This window comes from Parabacteroides massiliensis (genome assembly GCF_900155425.1).
GTDB classification, from domain to species: Bacteria; Bacteroidota; Bacteroidia; order Bacteroidales; family Tannerellaceae; genus Parabacteroides; species Parabacteroides massiliensis.
Genome location: NZ_LT700191.1, coordinates 92,178 through 112,685, shown reverse-complemented (window position 1 = coordinate 112,685; position 20,508 = coordinate 92,178). Strand labels below are relative to the sequence as shown.

The following is a 20,508-nucleotide window of genomic DNA, read 5'->3' as shown; positions in this document are numbered from 1 at the left end:
TTTTAAATACTAATCAAATGAAAAAATATTTTTTGTCTATATTAATTATTGCTTCATCTTTGGTCTCTTGTTCTGATGTATTGGATAAGACCCCTTTGGATATTATTTCTGATGAAGCTGTATGGAATGATGAAGCTTTGATAGAAGCTTATCTGGTTCAATGTTACTATCATATGTCTTATTTTGGTAATGAAAGTGTTGGAACTGGCTGGCAAGGAGATTCTTATTTTCCTGGATTTGTAATCAATCATGTCTCTGATGAATGTTTGTCTTTATGGAGAGATTGGGGAGATGCTATGGCTGGTTATAATTATAAATTCGGCGGATTGAAGATAGGAGGCGGTTTGCTTGAATGGTGGGGATATGAACCAATTCGCAAAATCAATGAGTTTATTGAGAAAGTTCCAAACTCACCATTAAGTCAAGAACTTAAAGATACCCGAGTGGCAGAAGCTCGTTTTTTGAGAGCCTTTTCTTATTTTGCCATGGTTAAACGTTATGGTGGCATTCCTTTGATCTTGAAAGCGCAACAATTAACAGATCCAGAGGAAGAATTATTTCCTAAAAGAGATACAGAAGAAGCTGTTTATAATTTCGTAATATCAGAGATTGACGAAATTGTAAATGAGTTACCGGAAGAGACAACAAGTTCAGACCTTGGACGTGCAACAAAATATGCTGCTTTGGCATTAAAGTCACGGGCTGCTTTATATGCAGCAAGCATTGCACAGTATGGAAAGGTGCAATTGGAAGGTGTTGTGGGAATTCCTTCAGAAAAAGCTAAAGATTATTATCAGATATCTTATGATGCCTCCAAAGAGATTATGAATAGTGGAAAATTTGCTTTATATAATCAGGATGCCGATAAGGTGACGAATTTTAAAAATATATTTTTAGTTAAAAATAATAGTGAGGTTATCTTTGCCAAAAGACATGATAGTTCCAATGGTTTGATCACTGGTGGAAATGGATGGGCTGTTGATTTCTTCCAATGTCCTCGTCCTCAAGGCTGGAACAGAGGGAACTTGGATGCTCCCTATTTAGAGTTAGTAGAGGAATTTGAATATATGGATGGTACACCTGGAAAGCTAAACCGTGCAGAAGTGGAGAATGGCCTATGGACTATGGATGAGTTGTGGGGGAAAAAGGATCCTCGTTTCTTCGCAACAATATATACTCAAGAAACACCTTGGAAAGGAAGTTTTGTGGACTATCATAACGGTTTACTCTTGTCGGATGGAACAATTATGACAAAGGATTCTTATAATGGAGTATTGTGTACCGGTGATCAGGATCTGGAAGGAACTTGTTTCGGTGTAATGAAATATTTGGATGAATCTCATGATAATATGGGCGGAACTAATGGTGCATGGGCTACATCTTCGCAAGATTTTCTAGTGTTTCGATATGCGGAAACATTATTGAATTTGGCAGAGGCTGCTTATGAATTAGATAAGAAAGACGAAGCATTGGATGCTATTAATCAAATACGAGGACGTGCTGGTATTGCTTCGCTAAAAGACATTAGCCGGGATAAGATACGTCATGAAAGAAAAGTGGAATTAGCATTTGAAGGACATCGTTATTGGGATGTTAGACGGTGGAGAACAGCAACGACAGAATTATCGAGAAGTTTTTCTGGCCTGCGGTATATCTTGGATTATTCCAGCTATATGAATGGCGAGAAAAAATATAAATTAGAAATTTTGGACAATATTGATGGAAGTGTTTCTACACCATTATTTAAAGAAGAAAATTATTATTTGCCTATAACTTTGAGTAGAACTTCTAGTAATCCTAATATGGTTGAGAATCCTGGATATGAGTAATTGTTAGTAAAGACGATCAGTTTCAGGAAATGGATCTGAACTGATCGTCTTTATGAAAGTAAAAAATATAAAAAATGAATCTGAAAGTAGTTATTTGTTTGATAGTACTGGCTTTTACTGTTTCGTGCATGAACCAGACGAAAGATGTAGATGATGAAATTACAGTAGCATGTTATTATTTTCCTAATTATCATACACGCGATACAACTGATTTGCGAATTAGCCGTCAACATTTTGAAAATTGGTCGGAATGGGAGTTGGTAAAGAATGCCAAACCTCGCTTTGAAGGACACGATCAGCCTAAAGTACCAATGTGGGGGTATACCGATGAGAAAGATCCTAAAGTGATGGAACAAAAAATACGGGCTGCATCGACACATGGTATCGATGTGTTCATTTTCGATTGGTATACTTATGAGGGGAAGCCTTTTTTAAACCGCTGTCTGGATGAAGGTTTTCTGCATGCATCGAATACAAATGCTATTAAATTTGCACTTATGTGGGCGAATCATGACTGGATGGACCTATATCCTTATACAGGTGGTAATAAACATGATTATTTATACGATGGAAAGGTTACTTCTGAAATGTTCGATCGTATTGGCAATAATTTGGTTGAGCAATATTTTACTAAGCCCAATTATTGGTTGATAGATGGAAAAGCTTATTTTTCTATCTATGATATTCAAAATTTCATCAATAGTTTCGGGTCTTTAGAAGCAACAATAAAGGAAATGAAAAAATTGGACCAGAAGGCTGTTGATGCCGGATTGAAGGGAATACACTGGAATTTGGTTGCTTGGGGTACGGCTATTTTACCTGGTCAGGAGGCACCGCTTAATAATAAAGAATTATTAGAAAAACTTAAGTTTGATTCTGCGACATCTTATGTTTGGATTCATCATGCCGGATTGCCAGAGGTTGAAACTGATTTTAATTATGTCCGGGATAAATATATGGAACATTGGGATAATGCAAAAAAAGAGTATGGAGTTCCTTATTATCCGAATGTGACTATGGGATGGGATCCGAGTCCGAGAACAAATCAGGAAAAAGAATGGAGTGGTAGCAAATATGGTTATCCCTATACGAACACCATGTCGAATAATACTCCGGAGAATTTCAAAAAAGCTTTAGAAATGACTCGGGATAGATTGTTGGCAGATCCTAATGGTCCTCGTATTTTAAATATTAATTGTTGGAATGAATGGACGGAAGGAAGCTATTTGGAACCTGATATGAAGAATGGAATGTCCTATCTGGAAGCGGTTAAAGAGGTCTTTGAATGAAGAAAAGAGGGTGGATTTTGGTCTTTCCGATTGAAATAGCCCTCTTTTAATAGAAAATATTTTATTATGCATCGATAAAAAATATATCAATGAATATATCAAAGAAAAACACATTTTTAATTGTAACATGTAGCTCATTGATTTCCTCAATAGTTTTCGCTCAAAATATCCCTGAAAAAGATATTTATCCTGAATGGTTGAAAGAATACAGTGACAAGGAGATTTATGACATGTTTGATAATCCTCCTATGTTTTATGCACCTCATACCTTTTGGTTTTGGGACGATGTGATCAAAGATGAACGTCTGGCTGCATCAATGGTCGAAGAGATGGCTAAACAAAAATTGAATCCCGGGTATGTACATCCTCGTTCCGGGTTTGATAACACGGTAACAGCACTTCCTGTTGAACAATACCTTGCAGCCCCTTGGTTCAACAGCTTTAGCAATGCACTACAAAAAGCAAAAGGCAATGGGCTAACACTCGGATATTGTGATGATTATAACTGGCCAAGCGGCCAAGCAGCAGGTAGGATTCTGCAAAACCACCCGGAACTGGAAGCAACTTATCTTTCTCCAATGCGTTATTGTGTAAAGGGGAGAACAGAGGTAAAGTATGACTCGGTTGATTTCGCTGTTGCCGGAAAAGTGGTTAAAAATCAACTTGATGCTTCATCATTACGTGTTATTGGCGAAGGAAATAATATCAAATGGACCACTCCTTCCGGTGATTGGATTATTTATACATATACAATAAAGAAACATTCAGGAGTTGATGGCGGTAGGGTTAATTATCTAGATCCAAAATTAATGGAAGTATTCATTCCAATGGTCCATGAACAATATGACAAACGTTTCAAGAAAGATATGGGGCGTAGTATACCGGGAGTATTTGTAGATAATGAAGGTGATTATGGATGGAAGATGGCTTGGTCTGAACATTTGGCAATCCAGTATCAGAAGAAAAAGAAACGTGATATAAGAACATGGTTGCCCTTATTAACTGAAAAAGACAAAGACGGTTTGTTTGTTGTGGCCCGATGTGATTGGTTCGACGTCGTATCGGATGTATATAATGAATGCTATTTCAAACCATTAGTTAAGTGGCTGAAAGAACGTAATATGTATTATATTTCCAATTTGTGGGAGGAGTCATTACAACTTCAAACAATCGCAGTAGGCGATTTGATGAGAACGACACGCTGCGTAACAATGCCAGGGAACGACTGTCTGGAAATGAAATCTCAGGATGTACATGACTTTAAAGAAGTACAATCTGTTGCAGAATTTGAAGGCCGTCCTTTCATGAGTGAGATCATGGGAGTAGCCGGGTGGATACAATCTCCGGAAATGATGAAAATGACTATAAATTCAGTCACTTCATTTGGTGTTAGCCATGTTGTCCCCCATGGTATTTATATGAACAGAAAATTGGAGACAATTCCTTTTCCCAGTGATTGGTTTACAGAAAATCCTTATTGGAACTATTTATCCCAATGGACTGATTTTGCCCGACGTGCAGCCTTCATTACCCGACAAAGCAACCTGGTTGCAGATGTTTTGCTAGTCCATCCGATTGAAACTGCTTGGTCTTTTTCTGAGAACTATTTTTCGGAAGAAAAAGGTGTACAGAATGCTCCATGGGATCCTCGGGTAATTGAAACGGACCAGGTCTATTCGGAAGCCATGAGAAAGATGAATCAGGAAAATATAGACTTCTTGATTGCCGACAAATATTATTTATCGAAAGGAACAATACAAAAATCCGGTAAAAGTACAACAATAACGATCAATAATCATAATTTTAAGGCAATCGTACTTCCGGTGACTTATATTATTCATCAGTCATCATTCAAAAAAATCGTTGAATTTGCCAAACAGGGAGGGTTAGTTGTTTTATTGGGTGAATTACCTCTGGGTTCTCCTGAAAAAGGACTGAACGATAAAACAATTATGACCCAGGCTAAAGTATTAAAACAACTTCCAAACGTTATCAATTTAGCCTCTGATAAGGACAAAATGAAAACAATGATCACAGTCCTGAATGAAAAGAAGGAACCTCAGATACGTCTTGAAAACTCCGGTAGATTATATACGGCTCAAAGAAAGGTTGGTAATACTAACTTATACTGGTTTGCAAACAATACCGATACATTAAAACATTTCACCGCCTGGTTGAGAGATGGAAAAGGAGTTGCTGAAATATGGGATTGTGAGACAGGTCAGAAAAAGAATATTCCATCATCAACAGAGAACGGATATCAGAAAGTATCCCTGACATTGAATCCGTTTGAAGCTTATTGGCTGGCTTTTGATCCTGATAAAACAAATTCAACAGAAGTGAAGCCGGATATCATCACCAAAGAGAAACTGATCGATACTACATGGAGAATAAGTTATCCGAATGAAAATACTGTTTATAAGACAACGGCTAAAGTATTATATTCAGATAGTAAGTTGAAAGAAAATGAGTTTTTACGATCAGGATATGATGACTCGAACTGGAAATATTATTCCCGCCAAGATGAAAATAATATTAAAAGCATCTATAGCTATTGGAGAATGAATATTCCTGTAGGAGCAAAATCGGTTATAGTTCCATCCTATATGTTAGGGACAGATGTTTGGCTGAATGAGGAAAAAATAAAAGTAACAGATACTTTAATGAATCTGACTTCGGAATCGAAATTACTATCGTTTGTAATAAATCGGAAAGAAGAAAAGATCGCTGTTGCCCCTTTCAAATTTACAGTTGGTACGGAAGAGAACAAAAAATTAGCTTCCTGGTACACATACGGGCTTCAACAATACACCGGTTTTTTAGAATATGAAACTTCCATCACGATAGACGATGTATCTTCATCAGTCTTCCTTGATTTAGGAGAAGTAAAATACATGGCTGAAGTATTCGTCAATGGTCAATCCATAGGATTCCGTTTATGGCCTCCTTTTAAATTTGATATTTCCAAGACATTAAAACCGGGAGAGAATAAAATCAAGATTAAAGTAGGAAATCTGATAGCCAATAGAATGTGGATGAAAGAGGATATGGGAAAACTCCGTACCTGGGGATGGAGAGGGATACCAGATCTAAATCAATACGACGCAGGATTGTTCGGACCTGTAAAATTGTTTTTTATTTCTAAGTAAACATTGAAAAAATTGAAAGTATGAAAAATCGATTGTGTTTGTTATTTGTGTTTTTGTGTTGCTCGATCCTTTTATTTGGACAAGGAAAGAAGCAAAAGTATGATATAGCAGCATTTCTCTATCCAGCGTACGCTTCCGACGATCCGCGTTTGCGTCCGTTTTGGCCGATGGGAATAGGCGAATGGGAAACTGTTATGACAATGCAAAAAAGAAACCCCGGACATTATTGGGATCGTAAACCTTTGTGGGGGTACATTAATGAAGCAGACCCTTCTGTCATGTCAATGGAGATAGAACAGGCAACAAAGCATGGCGTAAATGTTTTTATCTTTGACTGGTATTGGTATGACGGTCGTCCGTTTATGGAGACGACATTGGACAATGGTTTCCTTAAAGCAGAGAATGTGAATAAAATGCAATTCTATCTGATGTGGGCAAATCATGATGTGCTAAATCTTTGGGATACGCGTTTGGCCAATGTAAAAGAGAATAATGTCATCTGGACAGGCAAGGTGGATCGGCAGGAGTTTGAAAAGGTCTGTAAACGCAATATCGAAAAGTATTTCAAACATCCTCAATATTATAAGATAGACGGAAAACCTGTTTTTATGATTTACGATATACCGCAGTTGATAGCGGGACTGGGAGGAATCGAAGAGACAGCTGATGCGTTGAAATGGTTTAAAGAAGAAACGAAGAAGGCCGGATTTCCGGGGCTTGAGTTGCAGATAACGATGTGGTCAATTAATTTGAACTATAGTGGTTTGGATGCAGGAAAGACGACGGATCCGGGGAATTCTTTTGTCAAGAAGTTGGGATTTACGAGTGGAACTCATTATCAGTTTGCTCATTTCACCAACGTAAATGAAGATTACAATGTGATTATGGATGCTGTTGAAAAGGAGTGGGAACGCATTGATTCTTCTTATGACTTTACTTACTATCCTCATATAAGTGTGGGATGGGACAACAGCCCCCGTACAGGCGTTAGTGCTGTTATGAAAAACAATACTCCTGAAAACTTTGAAAAAGCACTTCGTAAAGCAAAAGCCTTTGTGGACCGGCATCCGAAGCAGAAACCATTAATAACAATCAATAGCTGGAATGAGTGGACCGAAACCAGTTATCTGATGCCTTGTAATGTATTTGGATATGGTTATTTAGAGGCGGTTAAAAATGTATTTGTTGAATCTAATTAATGAATTATCGAATGAGAATTAAATATTGGACAAGATTTGTAGTTCTACTTATTCTTGCATGCGTTAATGTGCAATGTGATTATAGTGTAAGGTCTACAGGAGAGGCCTTAGAAGAAGGATTTAAATCACCACCCCAAAGTGCAAATCCGGGAGTCTACTGGTATTTTATGGATGGAAACCTTTCGAAAGAAGGGATAACGAAAGATTTGGAATCAATGGCCCGGGTGGGAATTTCGCATGCAATTTTTCTAGAAGTAAATGCTGGAGTTCCTCGTGGAAAAGTAGATATGCTCAGCCCGGAATGGATGGATATATTTAAACATATGGTTTCAGAGAGTGAAAGGTTAGGGATACGTTTATCTATAGCAACTGGACCGGGATGGGCTGGGACTGGTGGACCATGGGTGAAAATAGAAGAAGCTATGCAGCATTTGGTTGCCAGTACAGTTACAGTAGAAGGATCAGATATAACCGATGTGGTTCTTCCTAAGCCTGTAGCAAGAAAACGTTTCTATGGCGATTTTGTGTTTACACCGGACCAAAGAAAGGATTGGGAGGATTTTTATGAAGATGTTGCGGTTTTAGCATTTCCTACGCCGAAAGGAAACGAAAGGATTGGTGATGCAGATGAAAAGTCTCTTTATGGAAGACATCCTTATAGTTCCATGTTTGGAGTAAAACAATTTTTATCTACATCTGCATCTTACCCACCAGCGGAGGGTTCAATTGTGAATCCTGTAGACATAATAGATCTTACATCCAGACTGAAAGCAGATGGTTCTATTGAAGGAAAACTTCCGGCAGGGAAATGGACTATAATGAGATTTGGAGTGCGTAATACCGGTGCTGTTACAAGTCCAGCCCCGTTGCCAGGATTAGGTTTTGAAACGGATAAAATGGATACGACAGCAATCTCTCATCATTTGAATAATTTTGTAGGAGAAATTTTCCGTCATGCAGGTTTCCAGAAAAGAACTCCGCAGTCTCCTTATGGAGGTTTGGCTATGCTTCATTTTGATAGTTGGGAGATGGGATCGCAGAATTGGACATCTAAATTCCGTGAAGAATTCAAACAACGAAGAAAATATGATCCGCAACCTTTTTATCCTGCTTATACAGGTATTATTGTAGGTAGTCGTGAGTTAACTGAAAGGTTCTTGTGGGATTTGCGTAAAACAATACAAGAACTGATATTGGAAAATCATATTGAATACATTAGAGAATATGCTCATGAACGTGGGTTGGAACTTTCGATAGAACCTTATGATATGACTCCAGTCGCTGATTTGGAACTGGCTGCAGCGGCAGATGTCCCTATGTGTGAGTTCTGGAGAGCCGGATTTGGATTTAATACGACTTTCAGCTTGATAGAGGCGACTTCTGCTGCACATATTAAAGCTCAACCCGTTGTTCCGGCTGAAAGTTTTACTGCTCTTAGTGATGGTTGGGATTTATATCCCGGTTTGTTGAAGAACCAAACAGATTGGGCTTTAGCGGCGGGTGTTAATCGACTGATGTTCCATACATTTGTACATCAATGTTTTCCTGATAGTGTAAAACCGGGAATGACAATGGGGGGAATTGGTGTTCAATGGAATCGTAATCAAACCTGGTGGGAGATGAGTAAGGCTTATCATGACTATCTTTCCCGTTCTCAGTTTTTATTACAACAAGGACATACTGTTTCTGATATTCTTTATCTCTGTCCGGAAGGAAATCCTCATGTTTTTAAAGCTCCGACCTCCGCTTATAGTAAACCGGATTCTGCGTATGATGTGCTTTATATTCATGCGGATGAGACTTTTGAAAGAAGACCGGCATCAGAAAATCAGGATATAAATATTCTTCCGGATAAGAAGGGATATGCTTTTGATGCATGTCCGCCTAGTCTTTTGTATACAGCCATAGTGAAAAACGGTCAGATAGTATTTCCTGGTGGAGCTGAGTATCGTCTGCTGGTATTACCTAATTGGGAGACAATGACACCGGAGATGCTCAAAAAAATAAAAGAGTTGGTAATGGATGGAGCTACAATTGTAGGTATACCACCGGAAAAGTCTCCCAGTTTACAAAATTATCCTCAGTGTGATAATGAGGTTAAAACATTAGTAGAAGATATTTGGGGGAAAGAAGGAATGCCAGCAACAGTCGGAAAAAGAGCCGTTGGAAAAGGACAGGTTATTTGGGGGCAAGATCTTATAAAAAATCAGGATAATTCTTATCCGGCTTATGACTGTATAGCAGGTTTACTTTCAGAGATGGATATTCCGGAAGATTTTATCTCTAACGGATGTTTACGATATACACATCGTACAAAGAACGGATGCGATATTTATTTTGTCTCCAATCGTTCTGGCAAACCGGTTCAAACTGACTGTATTTTTCGTGTAGATAATAGAATTCCAGAGTTATGGGATGCCTTAACCGGTGAAATCAGGGAACTTAAATCTTTCTCGGCAGACAATGGACAAACTACTGTTCCAATGCAGTTTGATACGGATCAGAGCTTTTTTGTAGTATTCCGTAAAGATAGTAATGGCGTCCCCTCTTCTGGGGAAAATAATTTTCCTTTATTTACAACAGTTCAAATTCTCGATAGACCGTGGTCTGTTTCATTTGAACCGAGTATGGGAGGTCCGGGAAAGGTTATGTTTGAAAAATTGACCGACTGGAGTACAAATGAGAATGATAGTATTAGGTATTATTCCGGTATTGGTATATATTCTCAAACTTTTGATATGAGAAAGACTTCTGGTAAACAATTTTATCTTGATTTGGGAGAAGTCAATGTTATCGCTAAAGTTTGGCTTAATGGAAAAGAAGTTGGAACAGTTTGGACATATCCGTGGCAACTTGATATTAGTAAATATGTCAAGCCAGGGGAAAATCAATTAAAAATAGAAGTTGTTAATCCTTGGGTTAATAGACTGATAGGAGATAAGATATTTTCTGATAAAGGTATGGGAAAACTGTATACAAAGACGACTTATCAACCTTATAACGCTACGTCACCCTTGGTAAAATCAGGTTTGCTTGGACCTGTGAGAATTTTAGAAGTAGTAAAAGAGGTTTTATAAGTAGTCGAAAAATATTTTGTAAAAACATATTGTATTATTAAAAAAGTAAAGGATATGAAAAATCATTTGTCTTTGTTATTTGCATTTTTATGTTGTTCAATTTTTGCCTTTGGAGAAGGGAAAAAGCAACAGTATGATGTCGCAGCTTATATTTGGCCGGCTTATCATGATGATCCTCGTTTTAAAGAAATTAATATTTTTCCAGAAGGAAAGGGGGAGTGGGAGGCTATATATAAAGCTAAACCAAAATTTGAAGGGCATCGGCAACCCAGAGTCCCTTTATGGGGATATTTGGACGAGGCAGATCCGAAAGTTCAGGAGAAAAAGATTAATACAGCTTTGAAATATGGTGTTAATACGTTTATCTTTGACTGGTATTGGTATGATGATAAACCTTTTTTGGAAAGAGTATTGAACGAAGGTTTCCTGAAAGCCCGAAATAATGAAAAAATGAAGTTCTATTTGATGTGGGCAAATCATACGCAAACTGGTTATTTAGATCCTAATGAACCAGATAAAAGTAAAGTGTTCTGGAAAGGAGAAGTGGATTTTGATATTTTCGATCGTTTTACCGATCATGTTATCAAAGACTATTTTATGAGACCTAATTATTATAAAATAGATGGAATGCCTGTGTTTGCCATTTATGAATTGAGTACATTCATTAATGGTTTGGGAGGTATGGAAGAGGCAAAGAAGGCCTTAGATCATTTTAGAAACAAATGTGTAAAAGCAGGTTTGAAAGGAGTTCATTTGCAGGCAATTTTGTGGCATGCTCTTCCTTCGACATTATCAGGAGTTCCAGGTGATAAGTCAGACACTCAGGAGAATACAGTCAAATATTTAGGTTTTAACAGTTTAACAAATTATCAATGGGTTCATTTTGTTTCGATGAATCAGGATTATGCTTCATGGGGAGAAAAAGCAGTTTCTAAATATAAAGAGTTTAGTGAAAGCTTCTCTATTCCTTATTTTCCGCATGTTTCTATTGATTGGGATAATAATCCTCGCTTCCCCGGTGGTCCTCAACCTGCTGTATCAAATGTTACACCTCAGAAATTTGAGAAATTCTTGTATAAAGCAAAAGAGTTTATAGATAAACATCCGAATCAAACTCCCTTGGTAACAATCAATGCTTGGAATGAATGGGGAGAAGGAAGTTACTTGGAGCCAGATACAGAATATAAATATGGATTTTTAAAGGCCGTAAAGAAGGTTTTCAAATAGTGTTAATTCAAAATAAAACAAGTTGCTTGTCATTGATAAAACGAATATCAATGGCAGGCTTCTTTTCTAAGAAACAGTATGTGGCTATATATAGCAGATACATTGTTTGATTTTTGTATCAAATTAGCTTAAATAATAAATAATATCATGGAAAAAAGAATTGTTTCAGTTGGTTTAGTTGGATTTGGATTAGATACATATTGGACTCAATTTGAAGGTTTATATGAACGCTTGTGTGGTTACCAAGATCAGATAGCTAATTTAATGGAAAATACGAATGTTCGGGTTGTGAATGTCGGTATTGTTGATAATCCGGTGACTGCAAGAAAATGCGCTGATTCTCTGCAAAAAGAAGGTATCTCTTTATTATTCCTCTATATCTCTACTTATGCATTGTCTTCAACTGTGCTTCCTTTGGTTATGCAACTGAAGGTTCCTGTCGTATTGTTGAATGTTCAACCTGAAGCCGCCATACGTTACGATTATTTGAATGGATTGGGGGATCGTGGTAAGATGACAGGTGAATGGTTAGCTTATTGCCAAGCTTGTTCGGTTCCAGAGTTTGCAGGAGTGTTTAATCGTGCGGGAATCTCATATGACATTATTTCAGGTTATTTAGGAGAACCATATGTTTGTGATCAAATCAATAATTGGTTGAAAGCGGTTATTGTGGTTGAAGGGTTACGCATGAATCGAATGGGGATTTTAGGCCATTATTATGGTGGAATGTTGGATGTGTATACGGACGTAACGCAGCAATCCTTTACTTTTGGTACACATATCGAAATGTTGGAAATGTGTGAGCTAAAAGCGTATCGTGATCAAGTGACATCAGACGAGTTAGAAACAAAAATTCAAGAATTAAGACAATGCTTTGATGTTGTGTCAGAGTGTGAAACTTATGAATTGGAGCGGGCGGCTAAAACCTCTGTCGCTTTGGATAAGTTAGTCACCAACCATCAATTGGGGGCTTTGGCATACTATTATGAGGGATATCAAGGTAATTCATATGAAAATATGATTACCTCTTTTATAGCAGGTTGTACGCTTTTGACAGGAAAAGGCATTCCGGTAGCAGGTGAATGTGAAGTTAAAAATGTACAAGCTATGAAGATATTATCATTGTTGGGTGCTGGCGGTTCTTTTTCTGAATTTTATGCGATAGATTTTAATGATGATGTAGTTCTGTTAGGCCATGATGGTCCTGCTCATTTCTTGATGTCTAATGGGCGTGTGAAACTTGTACCTCTTCCTGTGTATCATGGTAAACCGGGTAAAGGATTATCTATACAAATGACAGTGAAGACAGGTCCTGTTACTTTATTATCTGTATGTGAAGGTAAAGACGGCGTTTATTTTCTTGTTTCAGAAGGTTATTCGGAAGATGGGCCAGTCCTGCAAATTGGAAATACAAATAGTCGCTATCGTTTCTCTTGTGGCGCTCGCAATTTTATTGATGCATGGAGTAAGGCTGGCCCTTCGCATCATTGTGCGATAGGAGTTGGTCATTGGGCTAAACATTTGGAAAAGATTGCTTTTTTGTTGAAAATCCCGATGGTGGTAATTTCGTGAATGTCAAAGGAATTGTCTTCTTCAGCCGTAAACCGTCTCTGGGGTTAATCCTCACTTGGTTACGGCTGAAGGGAATGGATAAATCCTCAATAATTAAACCCGAAATGCCAAAGTGGAATAATGTTTTTGTGGCCGTATTCGATGTCGTCTTTTACGATGTAGGCGTTATTTATTCCTTGTATTTGTTTCTGTTGTTTGTTGGGGCCGCCTACTTCGAAGGTATAGGGGCCGATTGTGAAGTCTGATTTGTCGGAGGCAAAGACTTCGTTGTTTACTTTCATTTGAGAAAGGAAAAATGTTTCCCGGATGTTTCCGGTCTCCGGGGTGCTGTCGGAGAGTGCATAGGCTAAGTTGGTGTTGTCCAGGTAGGTCTTTTCTACTTTCCCTAACTGCCGGATACCTTCTGTAGTTCCTCTAAGCTGGGATACGATGCCGGCCTTTTCCAAATAAAAGAGGAAATCTGCCACTTGGTTACGATGCAGGTCTATCATCTGCCCGATTTTGGAGAAGTTGGGTTTGAAAGGTACGCTTTGTGCAATGACGTAGAGCAGTTGTTTGATTTTCTTTGTGGAAGCGACGTTCAGTTTGGCATAAGCCGGAATGTCGTTTTCGATGGTTAGGGTGATCACGTTGCGCAAACGTATGTCATAGCCCGGGTCGTTGAAGAAAGGATAATATCCACTCTTCAGATATTCTTTGAACAGCACCAACGGACGTTCCGTTCCCGGCAGTTCTACCTTATGTTCCAGTATCTCCGGTAAGGAATAGGCTGGTAGTCGGATTGCTTTTGCCAGTATGAGATATTCGCGGAAAGAGAGTCCAGGCAGGTAGTAGCTGAGTGCCCGACGACTCAGGTCCGCGTTCCCTTTGTAGATATCCAAAATGGAAGAGCCGGTAAATACTACATGGAAATCGGGATAATAGTCATAAATCATTTTCAGTTCTTTTGACCAGTCTTGATATTTGTGTACTTCGTCGATAAACAGGTGCTTTCCGCCGTTCTTGTAGAAATCTGAGGCCAGGTCGAATAGGCGATGTTCAGTGAAATACAGATCGTCGGCATTGACAAAAAGCGTATCATCTATGTCGTGGTATAGTTTGATGTGTTGTAACAGCATAGTCGTTTTACCGACACCTCTGGGACCGACTATGCCCAACATACGGGAAGACCAGTCGATTCGGTCATGCAGGTATCTGACATAAGACGTATCGGTTAGTTTGAGCAATCTCCTGAAAAGTTCTATAAGCTGTTCCATATCTTGTCCGTTTGAATAGTTAGTATGGGCAAATGTACGAAAACTGCTGAATTAAATCAGCAGTTTCTTTGTGGAATTGCTGATTTAAATCAGCAATTTGTAATCGGATAAATCCTCAATGGTCAACCCCGACACTTGCCGGCGTGTTTGGCGGGGTGTTATTTGTCGTGTTTCAACTTCCCGACAAATAGCAGATTGTTGTCGTTTTCATGCAGGGTTGCTACCAGTTCTTTCAGTTTGGTTTTGTCGCGGTCGGGACATTTGCCGGAGACGAGATGGGCTTCGATCATTTCCTGAAGTACGGCCGGTTCGACGTTGAAAATGAATCGGCCCTTGTTGAAGCGGCTGTTAGGGTTGGGGATCGGGAGATTCCCGTAGAAGTCGTTGACCGGGCGGTATTGGGAAGACGACATTTTCTTCTTGTCCACCCATATGTTTCCTCCGGGCATGACCCGCCCTTTGTCCCAAGTGTAGTAGTGGACGAGGACATGGTCAGCAGAGAAATTTTCCGTCCTTGCCGTATAGCTTCACTACGTTGGATTCCTGCCGTACGCAAATATAGTTGTCGCTCACCTCAATCCACCAGGCGTTGAACAGGGCCTCGTCGGAGGTCTCGAAACGCACGATCCGGCAGTCTTCCACCAGTTCGCTCAATGGAATATCGACCGTATCGCCGGCCGTTTTCAGGTCGCAGATGTAAAGCGGGCCGTCCGGGCTTTCGATTATCCTGACACTGCCGTCGTTTGTCACCAACGATCTCGGAGAGGATGAATTACAACCAGCAAAGCTTGCCAAAAAGAAAACGAGAACCGAAAGGTGTGCTTTTGTTTTCATATTCACGTATGATTTAAGTGATATAAAAATAAAAGTATGGATAATCCGCAGATACGAACTATCCATACTTGTATAATAATTAGACGGTTAATCTAAATTAACGGATGAACAAGAGTTCCCTGTATTTCGGCAACGGCCACATTTGGTTGTCGACCATCAGTTCCAAGTCGTCGATATGCTTGCGGATTTCGTCCAGGTAAGGAGCGACGGTATCGTGGTAGGCAATCGCTTTGGTGCGAAAATCCGTGATACGGTTTGCCTTTTTGCGGGCTTCCACCATCTCGTCTACCATGCGGGTGACGGAACAGATGTGTCCGGCAATCTTGCGGACCAGTCGACGGGGTTCTTCCGACATATCGTCATATTCCGGCTCTCCGCCGAACGTCTCTTTCAGTTTGGCGATGTTGTCCAGGAGCAGCGATTGGTAGCGGACGGCAACCGGGATGATATGGTTGAGCGAGAGGTCGCCCAGGACACGGGCTTCGATCTGTACTTTTTTGATATAGATTTCCCATTTCACTTCGTTGCGGGCTTCCAGTTCCTTTTCGCTCAGTACGCCGGTTTCCTTGAACATCCGGATGACTTCCGGTTTCAGGTAAGCATCGTATTGCAACGGAACGCTGTTCTCGCAATCCAGGCCGCGGCGGGCAGCTTCTTCCTTCCATTCGTCGCCATAGCCGTTTCCGTCGAAGCGGATCGGTTTGGATTCTTTGATGTAGGCTTTCAGCACTTCGAAGATGGCGGCTTCCTTGCTCTTCCCTTTGGCACGCAATGCCTCGACATCCTGTTTGAACTGGCGGAGCTGGTAGGCGACGGCAGAGTTCAGTGCCAACATCGCCGAGCCGCAGTTGGCCGACGATCCCAATGCACGGAATTCGAAACGGTTTCCGGTGAAAGCAAAAGGCGAGGTGCGGTTACGGTCCGTATTGTCTAACAGCAGTTCGGGGATCTGTCCGAAGCCGAGGTGCAGGCGTTTCTTGTCGTCCACCTCGATAGCGTCTTCGATGGAACAGTTTTCGAACCTGTCCAGGATTTCTGTGATCTGTGTGCCTAAGAAAGAAGAGATGATGGCGGGAGGTGCTTCATTGGCCCCCAGGCGGTGTGCGTTGGTTGCCGAAGCGATACTGGCTTTCAGCAGGGCGTTGTATTTATATACGGCCATCAGCGAGTTGACCACGAACGTGATGAAACGCAAGTTGTCTTCCCTGTTTTTTCCGGGAGAGAAGAGGTTGATGCCCGTATCGGTTCCCATCGACCAGTTGCAGTGCTTGCCGGAGCCGTTCACGCCCATAAAAGGCTTTTCGTGAAGCAGCACGCGGAAGTTATGGCGGCGGGAAACACGTTTCATCACCGACATCAACAGCTGGTTATGGTCGTTGGCAAGGTTGCATTCCTCGTAAATAGGCGCCAATTCGAATTGGTTCGGCGCAACCTCGTTATGGCGTGTCTTGACCGGAATGCCTAACTTATAGCATTCTGTTTCCAGGTCTTTCATAAACTCCTGCACACGGGAAGGGATCGCACCGAAGTAGTGGTCGTCCAACTGTTGGTTCTTGGCGCTTTCGTGCCCTAAGAGGGTACGTTCCGTCAGCGACAGGTCGGGACGGGCGGAATAGAGGTCTTCGTCTACCAGGAAATACTCCTGTTCCCACCCTAAATAGGTGATGACTTTGCTCACATCTTCGTTGAAATAATTGCAGACGTCTTTGGCCGCCCTGTTCAGGGCTTCGATGGAACGGATCAGCGGGGTCTTGTAGTCCAGTGCTTCACCGGTATAGGCGATGAATACGGTCGGGATACACAAGGTGTCGTCTACGATAAACGCAGGCGAGGAAGGATCCCAGGCTGAATAGCCGCGGGCTTCGAACGTGTTGCGCAATCCGCCGTTAGGGAAGCTGGAGGCATCCGGCTCCTGCTGTGCGAGCAGTTTGCCGCTGAATTCTTCGATCATGCCGCCGTTACCGTCATGTTCGACGAAAGCGTCGTGCTTTTCGGCCGTCCCGTCGGTAAGAGGCTGGAACCAGTGTGTGTAGTGTGTGACTCCTTTTTCCAGTGCCCACATGCGCATGCCGGCGGCTACGTGGTTGGCGATTTCGCGGTCGATGGGGATTCCGTTGTCGATGGCATGTGTCAGGGCTTTGTAGGTTTCTTTGGAGAGATACTTTTGCATAGCCTTCCGGTTGAAGACGTTCTCACCGTAATATTCGGATACTTTCTGATTGGGAGTAATGGCTTCCACGGCCTTTCGGTTGGATGCTTTCTCCACTGCATTGAAGCGTGAGATTGACATACAGATTGTTTTTATGTTATACCGGATGCAAAGATACAAGCATTTCTCCATGAATGATTTCATCCGGTAGTTAAAAATATGCGACCGGAAAACGATTTGATCCGCAACGTGCCGCATGGTTGTGCTTCAGCTTCTCTAAAGCTATGCATTAGATGGCGTAACCCATAGCTTTAGCCCTCGTAAAGCTATGGGTTGGGGCAGACGCTTTTTGGGGTGTCGTCTGTCCTGTATCAAAACATTTCATCGCAAGAAATAATGTGTCAAGCATTTCATGGCAAGAAATGAATTAAACGGGGACCTCCCTAAAAAAAGCTATCATTGATTATCAGGTGTTTATGGTGACAGATGACAGATAAAATCCCGTTTCTGTAAAAGTATTAGGAAAAAGTGAATTAGAAGAGGGGGCCTTTAAGGGAGCCTATTCTAATTCAAATACACAGAAAAGTTTTGCAAAAAGGCCTTTTTATCTGTCATCTATCACCCGGTCAGAACAAACTCCAGGCAACTGTCAGTCCTGCCATGACGATCGCGACCATGCTCATCAGTTTGATCAGGATGTTGAGGCTGGGGCCGGAGGTGTCTTTGAACGGGTCGCCGACCGTGTCGCCTACGACCGTTGCTTTATGGGCTTCGCTACCCTTGCCGCCGTGGTTCCCTTCTTCGATATGTTTCTTGGCATTGTCCCAGGCTCCTCCCGAATTGGCCATGAAGATTGCCAGGACGAACCCTGTGCTCAGTCCGCCGATCAACAACCCGACTACTCCTGTCACTCCGAATATCAGGCCGGTGACGATCGGGGCGATGATGGCCAGCAGGGAAGGCAGAACCATTTCGTGCTGTGCCCCTTTTGTCGAGATGGCCACGCAACGAGCATAATCGGGTTCGGCTTTTCCTGTCAGGATTCCCGGAATTTCTCTAAACTGGCGGCGTACTTCTTCCACCATATGCCCGGCAGCCCGTCCGACTGCATTCATTGTTAATCCGCAGAACATGAAAGCCATCATGGAGCCGAGAAACATACCGGCCAACACTTTCGGATTCATAAGCGTGACATCATAGTAAATCATGAAATCGGAGAATGAGGCCTTTGACACTTCGATTGCCCTGCCATCGGCAAATTGCAAGACTGTTTCGCCTAACCGGAGCAATCCCATTTTAATCTCTTCCACATAAGAGGCCAACAAGGCCAGGCCGGTCAAAGCTGCCGAGCCGATTGCAAATCCTTTGCCTGTTGCAGCTGTCGTGTTGCCCAAGGAGTCGAGTGCATCCGTGCGTTTCCTGACTTCTTTGCCCAAGCCGGACATTTCCGCATTGCCTCCGGCATTGTCGGCAATGGGCCCGTAAGCATCCGTCGCCAGTGTGATGCCTAAAGTCGAAAGCATTCCGACGGCAGCGATGCCGATGCCGTATAACCCCATCCCTGTATTATTGAAGTCGAAACCGGAAGCAAAAAGAAACGAACAGATGATCCCGGCTACTACGGCCAGTACCGGAATTGCGGTAGACAGCATGCCCAATCCCAATCCGGAGATGATCACCGTTGCCGGTCCGGTCAGTCCTGCTTCCGAAACCAGCCGGGTGGGTTTGTAAGACTGGGAAGTGTAGTATTCCGTCGATTGGCCGATCACGATCCCGACCAACAAGCCGACGATAACCGAACAGCTGATCCAGAACCAATTGTCCAGTTCCAACAAGTAGAGAATCCCGAAGGTGGAAAGGGCGATCAATACCGAGCTGAGATTTGTCCCTATCGCAAGCGCTTTCAGCAGTTCGCGTATCGTTGCGTTCTCTTTTGTGCGGACGGCAAAGATACCGATAATCGACAAGAAGATCCCGACGGCAGCGATCAGCATCGGCGCCACAACCGCCTTATATTGCATCTCTACATCGCCGGACGCCACGAATGCGGCAGCTCCCAATGCGGAGGTCGCTAAGATCGAACCGCAATACGATTCGTACAGGTCCGCACCCATACCGGCCACGTCGCCGACGTTATCTCCCACATTGTCGGCAATGGTTGCCGGATTGCGCGGATCGTCTTCGGGGATACCGGCCTCTACTTTTCCGACCAGGTCGGCTCCGACATCGGCGGCTTTTGTGTAAATTCCTCCGCCGACACGTGCGAAGAGCGCCTGTGTGGAAGCTCCCATTCCGAAGGTCAGCATGGTGGTGGTTATGATGGTCAGTTTATGTGTCGCATCTATCGTTTCCGCCGGGATGCAGATGTTTAACAACAAGTACCAGAACGAAATGTCCAGCAAACCGAGCCCGACGACGACCAACCCCATCACGGCGCCGCTCCTGAAAGCGACCTGCAAACCGCTGTTCAAGGACGAACGGGCGGCATTGGCGGTACGGGCAGATGCATAAGTGGCTGTTTTCATTCCCAAGAAACCGGCAAGGCCGGAGAAGAAACCGCCGGTCAGGAAGGCGATCGGTACCCATTCGTTCTGCACTCCGAATCCATACGCCATGATGGAGAACAGGACCACCAAGGCGAGAAACACCGAAGCAACAACCTTGTATTGCTGTTTCAGGTACGACATAGCCCCCTTGCGTACATGTTGGGCTATTTTTGCCATTAACTCCGTTCCTTCATTCTCTTTCATCATCTGCCTGAAGAAGAACCAGGCAAATGCCAGCGCCAGGATAGAGGCTACCGGTATGATCCAAAAAATAGGTGTAATCATAGCAATGAGATTTAATTTTAATATGGATTTAATCGTTTTGACACTTAGCGCCTTACGATTCTTTATTGTTCACCTGTAAATGTAACGAAAATAAAG

At 42.0% G+C, this 20,508-nt stretch carries 12 protein-coding genes; 7 read left to right on the top strand and 5 right to left on the bottom strand.

All coding sequences use genetic code 11. From position 1 onward, the window contains the following. Positions 1–17: 17 nt before the first annotated feature. From BQ9893_RS11530 to BQ9893_RS11500, 7 genes are all read left to right on the top strand, one after another. A complete protein-coding gene (locus BQ9893_RS11530; RefSeq protein WP_075966184.1) occupies positions 18–1,829 on the top strand; it encodes a RagB/SusD family nutrient uptake outer membrane protein in 1,812 nt (603 codons plus the stop codon). 74 nt (positions 1,830–1,903) lie between these two features. Further along, positions 1,904–3,118, top strand: a complete 1,215-nt coding sequence (locus BQ9893_RS11525) for a glycosyltransferase WbsX family protein (RefSeq protein WP_075966183.1) — start codon at positions 1,904–1,906, stop codon at positions 3,116–3,118. An 89-nt stretch (positions 3,119–3,207) separates the two neighbouring features. After that, positions 3,208–6,267 carry a glycosyl hydrolase gene (locus BQ9893_RS11520; protein ID WP_075966182.1) on the top strand — a complete coding sequence of 1,020 codons (3,060 nt, stop codon included), beginning with the start codon at positions 3,208–3,210 and terminating at the stop codon, positions 6,265–6,267. Between the two features lie 20 nt (positions 6,268–6,287). Next, positions 6,288–7,466, top strand: coding sequence for a glycosyltransferase WbsX family protein (locus BQ9893_RS11515; RefSeq protein ID WP_075966181.1), 1,179 nt, complete (start codon positions 6,288–6,290; stop codon positions 7,464–7,466). Between the two features lie 11 nt (positions 7,467–7,477). Then, positions 7,478–10,543: a glycosyl hydrolase gene (locus BQ9893_RS11510; protein ID WP_075967341.1), complete on the top strand. Its 3,066-nt coding sequence runs from the start codon at positions 7,478–7,480 to the stop codon at positions 10,541–10,543. Positions 10,544–10,597: 54 nt separating this feature from the next. Then, positions 10,598–11,770 carry a glycosyltransferase WbsX family protein gene (locus BQ9893_RS11505; RefSeq protein ID WP_075966180.1) on the top strand — a complete coding sequence of 391 codons (1,173 nt, stop codon included), beginning with the start codon at positions 10,598–10,600 and terminating at the stop codon, positions 11,768–11,770. Positions 11,771–11,917: 147 nt separating this feature from the next. Then, on the top strand, positions 11,918–13,342 hold the full coding sequence (locus tag BQ9893_RS11500) for an L-fucose/L-arabinose isomerase family protein (protein WP_075966179.1): 1,425 nt from the start codon (positions 11,918–11,920) through the stop codon (positions 13,340–13,342). An 86-nt stretch (positions 13,343–13,428) separates the two neighbouring features. Here BQ9893_RS11500 and BQ9893_RS11495 read toward each other — a convergent pair whose 3' ends face one another. The 5 genes from BQ9893_RS11495 to BQ9893_RS11480 all read right to left on the bottom strand — a co-directional run bounded on the left by BQ9893_RS11495 (position 13,429) and on the right by BQ9893_RS11480 (position 20,412). After that, positions 13,429–14,598: an ATP-binding protein gene (locus tag BQ9893_RS11495; RefSeq protein WP_075966178.1), complete on the bottom strand. Its 1,170-nt coding sequence runs from the start codon at positions 14,596–14,598 to the stop codon at positions 13,429–13,431. A gap of 158 nt (positions 14,599–14,756) precedes the next feature. Next, positions 14,757–15,047 (bottom strand): hypothetical protein, encoded by a 291-nt coding sequence (locus tag BQ9893_RS22140; protein WP_244155123.1) that lies wholly within the window; start codon positions 15,045–15,047, stop codon positions 14,757–14,759. A 43-nt stretch (positions 15,048–15,090) separates the two neighbouring features. After that, on the bottom strand, positions 15,091–15,432 hold the full coding sequence (locus BQ9893_RS22135; protein WP_244155122.1) for a hypothetical protein: 342 nt from the start codon (positions 15,430–15,432) through the stop codon (positions 15,091–15,093). Positions 15,433–15,529: 97 nt separating this feature from the next. After that, a complete protein-coding gene (locus BQ9893_RS11485; protein WP_075966177.1) occupies positions 15,530–17,722 on the bottom strand; it encodes a glutamine synthetase III family protein in 2,193 nt (730 codons plus the stop codon). 485 nt (positions 17,723–18,207) lie between these two features. Next, positions 18,208–20,412, bottom strand: coding sequence for a sodium-translocating pyrophosphatase (locus tag BQ9893_RS11480; protein WP_075966176.1), 2,205 nt, complete (start codon positions 20,410–20,412; stop codon positions 18,208–18,210). Positions 20,413–20,508: the final 96 nt, after the last annotated feature.